Annotated in this window: 13 protein-coding genes and 1 tRNA gene; 1 reads left to right on the forward strand and 13 read right to left on the reverse strand. The window is 66.0% G+C overall.

Annotated features, from left to right (window positions below):
- Positions 1–2: 2 nt before the first annotated feature.
- The 6 genes from ndhC to CCZ27_RS10325 form a co-directional block, all read right to left on the reverse strand.
- The gene (gene ndhC / locus CCZ27_RS10300; RefSeq protein ID WP_096447905.1) at positions 3–377 is read right to left on the reverse strand and encodes an NADH-quinone oxidoreductase subunit A; all 375 of its coding nucleotides are present in this window, start codon (positions 375–377) and stop codon (positions 3–5) included.
- Positions 378–474: 97 nt separating this feature from the next.
- Positions 475–559, reverse strand: a tRNA-Leu gene (locus CCZ27_RS10305).
- Between the two features lie 69 nt (positions 560–628).
- Entirely contained in the window at positions 629–988 is a 360-nt protein-coding gene (secG, locus tag CCZ27_RS10310; RefSeq protein WP_096447907.1) for a preprotein translocase subunit SecG, read from the reverse strand.
- A gap of 33 nt (positions 989–1,021) precedes the next feature.
- The gene (gene tpiA / locus CCZ27_RS10315) at positions 1,022–1,756 is read right to left on the reverse strand and encodes a triose-phosphate isomerase (protein ID WP_096447909.1); all 735 of its coding nucleotides are present in this window, start codon (positions 1,754–1,756) and stop codon (positions 1,022–1,024) included.
- A gap of 343 nt (positions 1,757–2,099) precedes the next feature.
- Positions 2,100–2,366: a 30S ribosomal protein S20 gene (gene rpsT / locus CCZ27_RS10320; protein WP_096447911.1), complete on the reverse strand. Its 267-nt coding sequence runs from the start codon at positions 2,364–2,366 to the stop codon at positions 2,100–2,102.
- Positions 2,367–2,502: 136 nt separating this feature from the next.
- Positions 2,503–3,456 carry a DUF72 domain-containing protein gene (locus CCZ27_RS10325; protein WP_232516624.1) on the reverse strand — a complete coding sequence of 318 codons (954 nt, stop codon included), beginning with the start codon at positions 3,454–3,456 and terminating at the stop codon, positions 2,503–2,505.
- Between the two features lie 199 nt (positions 3,457–3,655).
- On the opposite strand from CCZ27_RS10325, the gene CCZ27_RS10330 reads away from it, so the two are divergent.
- Positions 3,656–6,775, forward strand: a complete 3,120-nt coding sequence (locus tag CCZ27_RS10330) for a UvrD-helicase domain-containing protein (RefSeq protein WP_096447915.1) — start codon at positions 3,656–3,658, stop codon at positions 6,773–6,775.
- Positions 6,776–7,160: 385 nt separating this feature from the next.
- On the opposite strand, the gene pstB is transcribed toward CCZ27_RS10330, so the two are convergent.
- The 7 genes from pstB to CCZ27_RS10365 form a co-directional block, all read right to left on the reverse strand.
- A complete protein-coding gene (gene pstB, locus CCZ27_RS10335) occupies positions 7,161–8,018 on the reverse strand; it encodes a phosphate ABC transporter ATP-binding protein PstB (protein WP_443081558.1) in 858 nt (285 codons plus the stop codon).
- Positions 8,015–9,373 carry a phosphate ABC transporter permease PstA gene (gene pstA / locus CCZ27_RS10340; protein WP_096447917.1) on the reverse strand — a complete coding sequence of 453 codons (1,359 nt, stop codon included), beginning with the start codon at positions 9,371–9,373 and terminating at the stop codon, positions 8,015–8,017. Before pstA ends, pstB begins: the two co-directional genes overlap by 4 nt.
- A 3-nt stretch (positions 9,374–9,376) precedes the next feature.
- Complete coding sequence (gene pstC, locus CCZ27_RS10345) at positions 9,377–10,753, reverse strand: phosphate ABC transporter permease subunit PstC (protein WP_096447919.1); 1,377 nt, start codon at positions 10,751–10,753, stop codon at positions 9,377–9,379.
- 66 nt (positions 10,754–10,819) lie between these two features.
- On the reverse strand, positions 10,820–11,851 hold the full coding sequence (locus CCZ27_RS10350; RefSeq protein WP_096447921.1) for a substrate-binding domain-containing protein: 1,032 nt from the start codon (positions 11,849–11,851) through the stop codon (positions 10,820–10,822).
- A 146-nt stretch (positions 11,852–11,997) separates the two neighbouring features.
- Positions 11,998–12,411 (reverse strand): hypothetical protein, encoded by a 414-nt coding sequence (locus CCZ27_RS23505; protein ID WP_157748536.1) that lies wholly within the window; start codon positions 12,409–12,411, stop codon positions 11,998–12,000.
- A 632-nt stretch (positions 12,412–13,043) separates the two neighbouring features.
- The gene (locus CCZ27_RS10360) at positions 13,044–13,364 is read right to left on the reverse strand and encodes a HigA family addiction module antitoxin (RefSeq protein ID WP_096447925.1); all 321 of its coding nucleotides are present in this window, start codon (positions 13,362–13,364) and stop codon (positions 13,044–13,046) included.
- Between the two features lie 10 nt (positions 13,365–13,374).
- Positions 13,375–13,656 carry a type II toxin-antitoxin system RelE/ParE family toxin gene (locus tag CCZ27_RS10365; protein ID WP_198363314.1) on the reverse strand — a complete coding sequence of 94 codons (282 nt, stop codon included), beginning with the start codon at positions 13,654–13,656 and terminating at the stop codon, positions 13,375–13,377.
- Positions 13,657–13,743: the final 87 nt, after the last annotated feature.

A 13,743-nucleotide genomic window follows, 5' to 3' on the forward strand; every position in this document is an offset into this window, starting at 1 on the left:
CGTTACTCCCAGTCGAGTGCGCCGTTTTTCCACTCGACGATGTAGCCGATAACCAGAATGGCGAGAAAGACCATTACCGAACCGAAGACGAACATAGCATTCTGCCCGGCTGCGATGAATTCCTGAAAAACCGTCGCCCAAGGAAAGAGGAACGCGATCTCAAGATCGAAAAGAATGAAGAGGATTGCAACCAGGTAATAGCGGACGTCGAATTTCATGCGGGCGTCCTCGAATGCCTCGAAGCCGCATTCGTACGGGGAATTCTTTTCGCTATCAGGCCGGTACGGCGCCAGGAGGCGCCCAAGAAGGACCGGAACAACGCCGATGCCGAGACCAACGAGAATGAACATCAAAACAGGAAAATAGTTTTCCAGCATGGCTCATTGACCCCCAATTAAGGCGGCTTTCCGCCGCATTATTTTTTTGTTCCGCGCTGCATGGAAACGCCCGCTTTCGCGGGCGCCATCCATGATCTGGTGCCGACGGTGAGACTCGAACTCACACGGCTTTCGCCACTACCCCCTCAAGATAGCGTGTCTACCAATTTCACCACGTCGGCTTCAACGTTCATTTAAGCGTGTGGATTATACGACGATTTGCGCGGTGCGCAAAGACTTCGACCGGCCGCTCACTTGGGGATTGCCTGGGCCTTCGAGTCGTCCGCGGGCGCCGCGGGCGGAGCCGGCACTGCATCCTGGGCGGGCTGGGACTGCACGCCATGCATGACGCTGGCAGGAGCCGTCGACCTGTTGCTCGCCAGATAGCTCAGGCCGAGACTGGTCAGGAAGAAGACCGTGGCAAGCACGGCCGTGGTACGGCTCAGGAAGTTGGCAGACCCCGACGAACCGAACAGGCTGCCGGAAGCGCCGCTGCCGAAGGCCGCCCCCATGTCGGCCCCCTTGCCGTGCTGGATGAGAACCAAACCGATGACGCCGAGGCCGACGAGCACGTGAACCGTGAGGACGAAAGGGAAAAGAAAATTTGTCATTGCCAACCTTCAGAAGAAAATATGTGTTCCGTTTCAAGCGTTTGCAGCGGCGCGGCAGATGGCCACGAAGTCTTCCGCAACCAGCGATGCCCCCCCGATGAGCCCGCCGTCGACATCTGCCGTCGCGAACAGTTCGGCCGCGTTCTGCGGCTTCACGCTACCGCCGTAGAGGATGGGCACGGCTCGACCATCGACGCCATGGCGCTGCAGCCATGCACGGATCGCGCCGTGCGCGTCGCCCGCCTGCTCGGCCGTGGCCGAACGGCCCGTCCCGATGGCCCAGACCGGCTCGTAGGCCAGCACGATCCGCCCCATCGCCTCCGGTCCGAGCGCGTCGAGCACCGCGGCGAGCTGGGCGCCGATGACATCCATGACGCGGCCGGCATCGCGCTCGGCAAGCGTCTCGCCCACACAGACGATGGGGGTCACTCCGGCCGCCAGCGCAGCCGATGCCTTTCGCCCCACCATGGAGTCATCCTCCCCGAACAGGGCCCGCCGTTCCGAATGCCCGACGATGGCGTACGAGCAGCCGAACTCGCGCAACATCGCCGCGCTGACTTCCCCCGTATAGGCGCCCGCGGCATACTCGCAGACGTCCTGTGCGCCCAGGGCGATTGCCGGGTCCCGTTGCTGTGCCTGCGCAAGATAGGGGTAGGGGACGCAGACCAGCACGTTCACTCCGGAAACGGGCCCGAGCGCATCCAGGAGCGCGCGGTTCGACGCAAGCCCGCCGTTCATCTTCCAGTTTCCGGCAACGAGTTTCTTCACGACGGCTTCCGTGCCCTGAGCGTTAAACCGGACGATTATAGGGCGGCCCCGCAACACCCGCAAATCTCGGCCCGAGGCATCGACCGCATCGGACGAGCAGCGTCACCGGCACGCGACGCACGGGTTCATCGCCACACTCTTCCGCCTAATCCGCGCCATCGCACGACATGCCGACCGCACTCACGCGACGACACTCCACGCTTTATCGGCAACCGAGGGCGAAGCAACTTGCAGCGCAGCCTGCATCCGCAACACCTATTTCGCGGCGAACCAGACAAAAAAAGCGACCCGCAGGTCGCTTTTCCTCTTGCAGGCATGGCCTGCGGCGAGCGGCGCCGATCGATCAGACAGCCATCGCCTTGACGGCGGCCGACAGGCGGCTCTTGTGGCGAGCGGCCTTGTTCTTGTGGATGATCTTCTTGTCAGCGATGCTGTCGATGGTGCTCATCGAGGTGCGAAAGACCGACTGAGCCGCCGCCTTGTCGCCACCCGCGATAGCCTTGCGAACGGCTTTGATCGCGGTGCGCAGGCGCGAACGAAGACTGGCGTTGTGAGCGCGAGCCTTGGTTGCCTGGCGGGCGCGCTTGCGGGCTTGAGCCGAGTTGGCCATAACGTGATTCCTGAATTGGTGGGTTTTCGAAAACGCGTAAGTATATCCGCCGGCAAATGGCCGTGCAAGCGCGATTTTGCTCCCCCGTGGAGAGCCCATGGACTTTCCGGACCCGCGGCAGGTGATCCGCCTGAAATCAGGAGCGCAGATGCACCGCCCGCGCCAGTTCCACCACCGACAGCGGCGCACAGCCTTCCGACTTGTTGCTGAGCGTGACGAAGGCATTCCGGCCCGCACCCACGGTGCCGGCAATCACGCGCGCCAGCTCGGCGCGCGTTTCCAGGTCCGGGTCCACCAGCCGGTCATACGGCGCGTACTGCCGACGCGCCTTTTCGTAACCGAAAGCGCCGTGCAGCGGGTTGAGGTTCCAGCGGCACACCAGCGGCCCGGGCCACAGCGCGCGCAAGACGGGAAGCTGTTCGGCGATGCGCGGCATCTTGGCGTGCAGGCTCATGCAGTAGGTCGCGCCGCTGTCGCGCAGTGCCTGGGTGAAGGCCGGCATCAGCCACTGGGGATCGCGCACTTCCACAGCCACCACGCCGTCGGGCGCCGCAGCGCGCAGATCGGAGATGGCAGACAACATGACGTGCAGCCTGGCGATCAGTTCGGGCATCCGCCCCAGCCAGACGGGCGGAAGCGGACTGATCTGGAACACCAGCGCACCAAGCTTCTCCCGCAGTCCGGCCAGCGCGGGCTCGACGAAGTCGCGCATGGCCGGACCGGGCGCCAGGAAATCCGCATTTGGCTGCCGGCCGCGGCCGGATTCGTCGCGCAGCAGCGCATCCGTCACCTTGTTCGGCGCCTTGACCACGAAGCGGAAATCCGCCGGCACCTGCGCAGCGTAGGCCGCGAACTGGGCCGCACTCAGCGGCCGGTAGAAGCTGCGGTCGAGGCCGACGGTGCGGAACAGCGGGTATTGCGCATACGCCGCCAGTCCGTGGCGGGACAGCGCGGCATCCGGGTAATCGCGCTTCCACACGATGCCGGCCCAGCCGGGGTAGTTCCAGGACGAGGTGCCGAAACGCAGCCTCGCCGGCAAGGCGGCGGCGAGGTCGCACAGCGCCGGGTCGGGCGGGGCTGCTTCGACCACGGGCGGTGGAGCCTCCGCGGCATCGGGAAATAGCGAGTTCTGCATGATTGATGGGGAACCGACAGGCACCTCACAGCCTCCGGACGAGCCTCTCTCACGCAAGGGGAAAGGAAGCTCCCGGGATGGCAGCTTGGGGCAACTCGGCGAACCGGTCCCTATATAATTCCGGCAATTGTATAGAGGCAAGGCCAGACCCGTCATGGCGTTCCACGCCGATCTGCACGTGCATTCCCACCATTCCCGCGCCACCAGCCGCGACCTGGACCTGGAACACCTCGCCTGGTGGGCGGCACGCAAGGGCATCGCGGTGGTCGCTACCGGCGATTGCGTGCATCCGGCATGGCTGGCCGAAATGAAGGACAAGCTCGTGCCGACCGGCAACGGATTGTTCGCCTTGCGGCCGGACATCGAAGCCGAGGTCTGGAGAACCCTGCCGTCGGCCTGCCGGGCGCCGGTGCGCTTCATGCTGTCCACCGAGATCTCGACCATCTACAAGAAAGGCGAGCGCACACGCAAGGTCCATCACGTGGTCTACGCCCCCGACTTCGCCACCGTCGACCGGCTGGCAGCCAGCCTGGGGCGGATCGGCAACATCGCCTCCGACGGCCGGCCCATCCTCGGCCTGGATTCGCGCGATCTGCTGGAAGTGGTGCTGGAATCCGGGCCCCATGCCTATCTCGTACCGGCGCACATCTGGACGCCGTGGTTCTCCGCGCTCGGCTCGCAGTCCGGTTTCGACTCGATCCAGGAGTGCTACGGCGACCTCGCCGGCCACATCTTCGCGGTGGAAACCGGCCTGTCGTCCGACCCGGAAATGAACTGGCGGGTATCCTCGCTCGACCGCTACCGCCTGGTCTCGAACTCCGACGCCCATTCCCCGGCCAAGCTCGGCCGCGAGGCGACGCGCTTCACCGGCGCGCCAGATTTCCTCGCCATGCGCCACGCGCTGGAAACCGGCGACGGCTACGTTGGCACCGTCGAATTCTTCCCGGAAGAAGGCAAGTACCACATGGACGGCCACCGCGCCTGCGGCGTGCGCTTCGACCCGGTGGAAACCATCGCCCACGGCGGGCGCTGCCCGGTATGCGGCAAGCCGCTGACCGTCGGCGTCGCGCACCGGGTCGAGACCCTGGCCGACCGCAGGACCGGCGTTCCACCGCCGACAGCCGGCACGGTGACAAGCCTCGTGCCGCTGCCCGAGATGCTGGCCGAGATCCTCGGCAGCGGCGTCGCCTCACAGGGTGTGGGGCGCGCCTACGACCGCGTCTCGGCCGAACTCGGGCCGGATTTCACCATCCTGGGCGAGGCGCCCGTCGAAGACATCCGCCGGGCAAACCCGCTGCTCGGCGAAGCGATCGAACGGCTGCGCGCAGGCCGCGTGATCCGGCAGGCCGGCTACGACGGCGAATACGGCGTGATCCGCCTGTTCGAGGACGGCGAACTCGACCGCCTGACCCGCGGCGACCTGCTGTTCGATGCGCCGCTGCCGCAGCGTCCGCAAGCCGCAACCCCGCCTTTGCCCCGAGCAGAGGAACCCCCGCCAGAGCCGCTTTCTCCACGGCCGACACCCGCGCCCTCCGGCCATGCGGGCCTGCTCGCCGGACTCGACGCCGACCAGGCTCACGCCGCAGCAAAGGTGGACGGCCCGCTGATCGTCGCCGCAGGCCCCGGCTCCGGCAAGACGCGGATGCTGACCCATCGCCTCGCACACCTGATCCTCGAATGCGGCGAGCCGGCGGAAGCCTGCCTCGCCATCACCTTCACCCGCCGCACCGCCGAAGAGCTGCGCGAACGGCTGGCCACGCTGATTCCGGCCGGCGCGGGCGAATGCGCGATCCACACCTTCCATTCCCTCGGGCTGGCCTTCCTCCACGCCGAAGGCCCGGCAGCCGGCCTGACGGCGGATTTCCGCATCGCCGACGAGCGGGAACGCGCCACCGCACTCGCCGCCGACCTCGATGTCAGCCACGCCAGGGCGATGCGCCTGCTGAAGACCGTTTCGCTGCTCAAGCGCACCGGCGCGCCGCCGGCCGACGAGGAAAGCGCCGCAGCGCTGGCCGCCAGCCGCCGGCTCGGCCAGGCCGGCAAGTGGGTGGATTTCGACGATCTGGTCGTCCTGCCGGTGGAGATCCTGGAAAGCGCCCCGGCCGTCGCGGCGCGCTGGCGTCAGCGTTTCCGCCACATCTGCATAGACGAGTTCCAGGACGTGGACGCGCGCCAGTACCGGCTGCTGCAACTGCTCTCGCCCTCCGCCGCCAGCATCTGCGCGATCGGCGACCCGAACCAGGCGATCTACGGTTTTCGCGGTGCCGACGCTGCCTGTTTCGCCCGCTTCGGCCAGGATTTTCCCGGCGCCCGCACGCTGCGACTCGGGCGCAACTACCGCTCCACCGGCTGCATCGTCAGCGCCGCTGCACAGGTGATCGGCGACGGCACGCCGGACGACATCACCCGGCCGATGCGGGAGCCGCTGACCCTGCACGCCGCGGCGGACGAACGGGCGGAGGCCGAATTCGTCGCCACCACGATCGAAAGCCTGCTCGGCGGCCACGACATGCTCGCCGCCGGCCGCAAAGGCGCCGCCCACGATGGCGACAGGCCGCTCGGCTTTGCCGACTTCGCGGTGCTCTACCGCACCGACGCGCAGGCCGCCGCGCTGCGCGATGCCCTCGACCGCGCCGGCATCCCATACAAGAAAAGCTCGCCCGCGCCCATCGCCGGCCAGCCGCTGGTGGCAGCGCTGCTCGATGCCCTGGCCCGGCAGAGCGCCGAACGACGGGCCACCGCCCTGCCCGCCCGCATCGTTGCCGCAGCCGAGCAGTTGCGCCCGGAACAGAATGCCGCCGGCCAGGCGACGCTTGCCGAGGCCCGCAACTGGCTCGGCGCACTCGCCACCGGCACGGCGGATGAAACGCAATTGCGCGAACAGGTCGCCCTGTCCACCGAGGCCGATTTCTGGGACGCCCGCGCCGACCGCGTCTCGCTGCTCACCATGCACGCCGCCAAGGGGCTGGAGTTCCCGGTGGTGTTCGTGGTCGGCGTGGAAGACGGGCTGACACCCTTCTCGTGGGGAACCGCAGACGCGGCCCCCGCCGACGAAGGCGCGGCGGGCGAGGAACGCCGCCTGTTCTACGTCGCCCTGACCCGCGCCAGGGACCGGCTGTTCCTCACCCGCGCCCGCGAGCGCGCCTGGCGCGGCCAACGCCGCGCGCTGCCGCCCTCGCCTTTCCTGCGCGACATCGCACCGGAACTGCTGCGTGTGCAGGACGCGCCGCCGCGCAAGGCACGCGCGGAACAGCAGCAGTACAGCCTGTTCTGAAGCGCGCCCTATCGGATCGTGCCGCCGGCTTTACCGCCAGCCTGCTCCACGGACCACGCCCGCGCCTGCACCTGATCCGCTTCCACGGCGTGCTCGCCCCTCACGCCAAACTGCGCGCTGCGATCGTGCCCGATCCAGGGCACAAGACAAGCGAACCCGCAGAAGAGCGCGCGTGCGGCAAATCGGCGCGCATGAATTGGGCGCGCTTACTGAAACGCGTATTCGACGTCGACATCGAGCAGTGCCCAGACTGTGGCGGGCGACTCAAGATCATCGCTGCCCTCCAAGAGCCCGCCGTGATCGCGAAAATCCTCACACACCCGGGCCTGCCCGCGCGAGCACCACGCGCTCTCCGGCGCGCGCGGCGCACCCGAGCGCCGGCTGCCTAGCCGTAACGGCCCGTAACGTAGTCTTCGGTCCGCTTCTGTTTCGGCAGCATGAAGATCTGCTCGGTCGTGCCCATCTCGATCAGGTCGCCGAGATGGAAGAACGCGATCCGGTCCGACACGCGCGCCGCCTGCTGCATGTTGTGCGTGACGATGACGATCGTGTAGTCCTGCTTCAGCCTGGTGATCAGATCCTCGATGATGCCGGTGGCGATCGGATCGAGCGCCGAGCACGGCTCGTCCATCAGGATCACGTCGGGGCTCACCGCGATCGCACGGGCGATGCACAGCCGCTGCTGCTGGCCGCCCGACAGCGCGGTGCCGGGCACGTCGAGCCGGTCCTTGACCTCGTCCCACAGGCCGGCGTGGCGCAGGCTCTGCTCGACGATCTGCTCCAGCGCGGCCTTGTTCGGCGCCAGCCCGTGCAGGCGCGGGCCATAGGCGACGTTCTCGAAGATCGACTTGGGAAACGGATTCGGCTTCTGGAACACCATGCCGACCTTGGCACGCAGCAGCACGACGTCCATCTTCGAGTCGTAGATGTCGTTGCCGTCGATGGTGATCGTGCCGGTGACGCGTGCTCCGGCCACCGTATCGTTCATACGGTTGAAGCAGCGCAGGAAGGTCGTCTTGCCGCAGCCGGAAGGGCCGATGAAGGCGACCACCTCGTTGCACATGATGTCCATCGTCACGCCGTGCAGCGCCTCGGCGGCGCCGTAGAACACGCGTACTTCACGCGCGCTCAGCTTGACCTTGTCCGCGGCGGCCACTGCGCTGCGCTTCGCGGCCACTGCCCCTGCCATCGTGGTCAGCGCTGCGGGCGCCACCTTGCTGATTGCCGGATCGTGTGACATCACCATCTCGTTTCGAAACGTTTGCGCAACCAGATCGCCAGCGCGTTCAGGGTCAGCATCAACGCCAGCAGCACGATGATCGCCGCCGACGTCCGGCCCTCGAAGAAGTTGCGCAGTTCGTTGGCCTGCCACAGGTAGATCTGCACCGGCAGCGCGGTGGACTGGTCGAACGGCGTCGACGGCACGCTGGCGACGAAGGCGCTCATCCCGATCAGCAGCAGCGGCGCCGTTTCGCCCAGCGCCTGCGCTACGCCGATGATCGTCGCCGTCAGTATGCCGGGCAGCGCCAGTGGCAGCACGTGGTCGGTGATCGCCTGCACCTTGGAGGCACCGACGCCGAGGGCCGCCTCGCGGATCGACGGCGGAATTGCCTTCAGCGTCGCCCGGGTGGCGATGATCACGGTGGGCAGGGTCATCAACGTCAGCACCAGCCCGCCGACGATCGGCGCCGACAGCGGCAGCTTGAACCAGATGATGAACACGGCCGCGCCGAGCAGGCCGAAGACGATCGACGGCACGGCGGCCAAGTTGTTGATGTTGACCTCGATGAGATCGGTCCAGCGGTTCTGCGGCGCGAACTCCTCCAGGTAGATTGCCGAAGCGACGCCGATCGGCACCGCCAGCAGGATCACGATGATCATCATCATCAGCGAGCCCATGAACGCCCCGGCCAGGCCTGCCGAGGCGAGCGAGCTGCGCGAGTCGGTGTTCGTGAACAGCGAGGTGCTGAAGCGGTTCTTGATCACGCCCATCTCGTGGAGCTTGTCGGCCCATTCGCGGGTCTTGGCAGGCAGTTGCTGGCGGTCGTCGGGCAGGCTGCGATCGATGTTGCCCTTCAGCCAGACATCGACGTTGGCATCGGCCAGCAGCTTCACCCTAGCCGTCCTGCCGACGAGACTCGGGTCGTCGGCCAGCAGGTCGCGCAGCGCGAACCGCTCGCCGCTGGTGACGAGCCGCAGCGCGTCGCGCGGCCGGTCGGCCGTCTCCGGCAGCGCCTTGGCCAGCGCGTCGAGGATCAACTGGTTGAAGTCGACGAAACCGAGTTCGGTCTGCCATGCCGTCATGCGGTCCTGGAACTGCGCCGGCGTCTCGCTCGGCTCGCGCACCGGCCGCGGCCCGACCTGGACCACCTCCGGGTCGAAGTACACCTCCATCTCGAACGTCGCCTGCCAGAAGGCGGGAATCCCCTTCGACATGATCGACACGAACAGGATCGCCACCAGCGACAGCGAGGCCGCCACCGCTGCAATACCGAGCGCGCGGAAGCGCAGTTCCTCGCGTCGGCGCCGCTTCAGCGACGCGACCACCTGCGTCTCGACCGCCGCGTAGCCCCGCTTGCCGTTGTCGTCGTAATCCATCGGCTACTCGTACTGTTCGCGATACTTGCGCACGACGACCAGCGCGATGACGTTGAGCACCAGCGTCATCGCGAACAGCGTCAGCCCGAGCGCGAAGGCGACCAGCGACTGCGGGCTGGCGAAGTCGGCGTCACCGGTGAGCTGGTTGACAATCGATACCGTGACCGTCGACACCGCCTCGAAGGGATTGGCGGTCAGCACCGGCGCGTTGCCGGCGGCAAGCACGACGATCATCGTTTCGCCGATGGCGCGGCTGACGGCGAGCAGGAAAGCGCCGACGATGCCCGGCAGCGCCGCCGGCAGCACGACGCGGATCACCGTTTCCGAGCGCGTGCCGCCGAGTGCCAGCGAGCCGTCGCGCATCGCCTTCGGCACCTGGGTGATGATGTCGTCGGACAGCGACGAGATGAAGGGGATGATCATGATCCCCATCACGAGGCCGGCGGTGAGCGCCGAGGTGGCGCGGATGGTCAGGCCGACCGACGCGCCGAGCGCCGACAGGAACGGGCCGACGGTGACCAGCGCGAAGAAGCCGTAGACGATGGTCGGGATGCCGGCCAGCACCTCGATCACCGGCTTGGCCACCGCGCGCACCTGGTGCGCCGCGTACTCCGACAGGTAGATGGCCGTCATCAGCCCGAGCGGAACGGCGACGAGCATGGCGATGACCGAAATCAGCAGCGTGCCTGCCATCAGCGGCAGCATGCCGAAGCCGGTCTGCCCCTCCGTGCCGACATGCACGAAGCGCGGATTCCAGGTCGTGCCGAAGAAAAAATCGAGCGGGTTGACGAGATGGAAGAAGCGGAACGCCTCGCCGAGCATCGACAGCACGATGCCGACCGTGGTGAAGATGGCCACCGCCGAGCAGGCGATCAGGCCGATCTGCAGCGCCTTCTCGACCTTGTTGCGGGCGCGCGTCTGCACCGTCGTGTGCCGCCATGACCAAAACACGCCGAAGGCGGCGACGGTCGCCATCAGGGCGGCGACGAACGCCTGTCCGGTCACCGCCAGCCGACGCATGTGCGCCGCGGCCGCCTGCTCGAACGGCTTGGCCTCGCCGAGCAGGCCGAAGCCACTGGCCAGGTTGCCGATCCGCTGCAACAGCGCGCGCTGCTGCAGCGGATCGGCGGGAACGTTCTCCGCCGGTATGGCGCCGAGCACCAGCGATTCGATCGCGTGCTGGCCGAAGATCCGCCACAGCAAGTAGACGCCCAGCGCCGGGAACGCCGCGCGCAGCACCGCCAGCAGGCCGTGATAGCTCGGCCGCGAGTGCATGCGCTCGACGGTGCCGGTGGCTACCTGCCGGCTGCGCATCAGGCCGACTTGATAGGCGAAGCCGGCCAGGATCAGCAACGCGGCGGCAACCGTCAGGTTGTTCATCGACCGATATCTCTTCCGCAAACGGCGAGGGTGGGGCCGGAGGACCCCGCCCCTGTCATCGCCCGATCAGTTCACGCTCTTGCGCGCCTTGATGTCACCGAGGACCTGGGCTCGCTCCTTGCCGTTGAGCGGAATCAGACCGGCCTTCTCCAGCGGGCTGCCCGTGCCGGAAACCCCCGGCGACAGGAAGAATTGCGCGTACTCCAGCAATCCAGGAACCACGCCGACATGCGCATCCTTGATGTAGAAGTACAGCGGGCGCGACACAGGATACTTGCCCGATTCGATCGTCTCCTGCGTGGGCATCACGCCGGCGACCGTCGCCACCTGCAACCGGTCGCGGTTCTGGTCGTAGAAGCTCAGGCCGAACACGCCGACCGCCGTCTTCTGCGCATCCAGCCGGGCCAGCGTTTCCGTGTAGTCGCCGGCGACCTCGATCACGCGGCCATCGCCACGCGTCGCCTTGCACACCGAATCGGCCGCCTTCTTGTCGGCGATCTGCTTGACTTCGGCGAACGAACGGCAGCCGGGCAGCACCGTCTTCTCTTCGTAGACCTCGCGCGTGCCGTGATTCGAACCCGGGATCACGAGGACGATCTCCTGGTCCGGCAGCGACTTGTCGATCTGCGACCAGCGCGTGTACGGGTTGGCGACCAGCTTGCCGTCCTGCGGCACTTCCTTGGCAGTCGCCAGGAAGATGTGGTGCGGCTCGAGGGCGAACTTGCCGCCGTCGCGGCGCGACGCGAAGACGATGCCGTCATAGCCGATCTGCACCTCGATGATCTTGGTCACGCCATTCTTGGCGCAGTTCTCGATCTCGGCCGGCGTGATCGGGCGCGAGGCGTTGGCGACGTCAATGGTGTTCTCGCCGACGCCCTGGCAGAACTGGCGCAGGCCGCCGCCCGTGCCGCCCGAACCGACCACGGGCGTCTTGAACTGCTTGAAGGTCTTGCCGAACTCCTCAGCGACGATCGAGGAAAACGGCAGCACCGTCGACGAACCGGCGATCTGGATCGTGTCACGTGCCGCCGCCGGCACGCTGAACACGACCGCCGCCGAGGCCGCAAGCGTCAGGATCGAAGGCCGAATGGATATCATGAATGCACCTCGCTGAAGTGAAGGAATGGGAACGGGCGAGGAAAGCGCCCGGCGGCCGACGATCTGGAACCAGGCAGGGCCGGCCTTGGTTGCAAGCTTCACACGAGATCGATTTTCGCGGCCACAGATGACATTCCCGTGACCTTTCATGCAAACCAGCGCCGGCGCGATCGGCGATCAGGCTGCGGCCGGGATCCAGCCGGCGATTCTCCTGACCGATGACTGCAGACAGCGCGAGGGCAGATCCTTCGCTTCGCCTTCGATAGATAGACGGCGATAGGCAGCGAGAAGGTTATTTCTTCAGAACAGCTAGTTAGAGTGAGTCTCAGATAGTCCCCGCAAGGATGCAGGGTGACGCGGCCCATGCCTTCGTCGTAACTCACGCGCTCGTTGGCCAGCACCGGGCGGGCGACATAGCGCACAAGGCGTTCATCGCCCACATCGGGAAGTTCGCTCAGATACGGCGTGCCTTCGTTCTCGACCAGCAGGCCCCGGCGCACCAGCAGGCGGCGCACGATGGTGTGCAGGGTGCGTGCGATCGCTTCTAGGTTCAGCGCCACGGCGGGGCTACCGTCACCCTCGCCTCAAACTACACACCCGCTTGAAGCCCGCATGAAATCTCGCGCTCCGCCAGATTTTTTACCGTCACACGCCAAGAACAGGCTGACGGCAAAGAAAGTAGTGCATCAGGAGTCTTTCTGGTTACCGTCAGACTTACCGCCATCTCGATCCGTTTCCCAGCGATTGATGGCGATAGCCTTGGATTGTTTTTTTAAATTTCAATAAACCATCAAATATTTTCGATAGACGGCGATAGACCACGAAGGCACAGGAATTATTCCCACTCAATCATCAACGGCTTCGGTAAGTCGTTGATCGGCTTGATGCAGAAGCCGCAACGCCTTCACGCTTACCGTCAGAACTACCGTCATTCTGAGTGGGATCCCCTCGCGCAGCTTTCACCATCGATCGACATCTATCGAGAACCGTCGGCGCTTCCACAATACCCAGCTGTCGAGGTCTATCGAGATCTATCGCGTCTTCGCACGCGATTCCTCTGGCGTGACGCGACTCCTCGCACGGCATGAGGTGATCGAGGGAACGCCAGCATCAAAGGCCTTAAGTTGTTGTCGCATCGAGTCTTTGGGACGATTTTTTTACCGTCACGACGCTCCCGCTCGAAAGCGGAAAGTCAGTGCGCATCCGCCGTCTGCTCCGCGGCTTCCTTCCATGGTCTGATCTTCGCGAGCGTCTTCGCAAGGCTCGCCTTCGCGACCTCCGTGTCGTAGTCCGCCTGCAGGCGCAGCCACCAGCCATCGGAGAGGCCGAAGAAGCGGCATAGCCGCAGATCGGTGTCGGCGGTGATGGCGCGCTTGCCTGCGACGATCTCGCCGATGCGCTGCGCGGGCACGCCGATCTCCTTTGCCAGACGGTAGTTGCTCATGCCCAAGGGCTTGAGAAACTCCTCGGCGAGCATCTCGCCGGGCGACACCGGCTTGAGTTTCCTGGTCATCTCGTCTGCCTCAGTGATAGTCCACGATCTCGACGTCTTCGGCATCGCTGCCCGTCCAGCGAAAGCAGATGCGGAACTGGTCGTTCACCCGCAGGCTCCACTGACCCGCGCGATCGCCCTTCAACTGCTCGAGCCGGTTCGCCGGCGGCGCGCGCAGGTCTTCGATGCGTCGCGCGAGGTCGAGCTGCTTCAACTTACGCAGCGCCGGGCGCTCGATGTTGGCGAAGCGCGGCACCCGACGCAAGTGAAACAGCGCTTCGGTGTCGGCACACTTGAACGTCCTGATCGCCACTGGCAGAATAGTATTGCGTTGCGTGATTAACGTCAAGCGTGATTATCGATGACCCGACCCGTCGCGCACAAGTGGGCCTTCGCGCCG

This window comes from Thauera sp. K11 (genome assembly GCF_002354895.1).
In the GTDB taxonomy this organism is placed as follows: Bacteria; Pseudomonadota; Gammaproteobacteria; order Burkholderiales; family Rhodocyclaceae; genus Thauera; species Thauera sinica.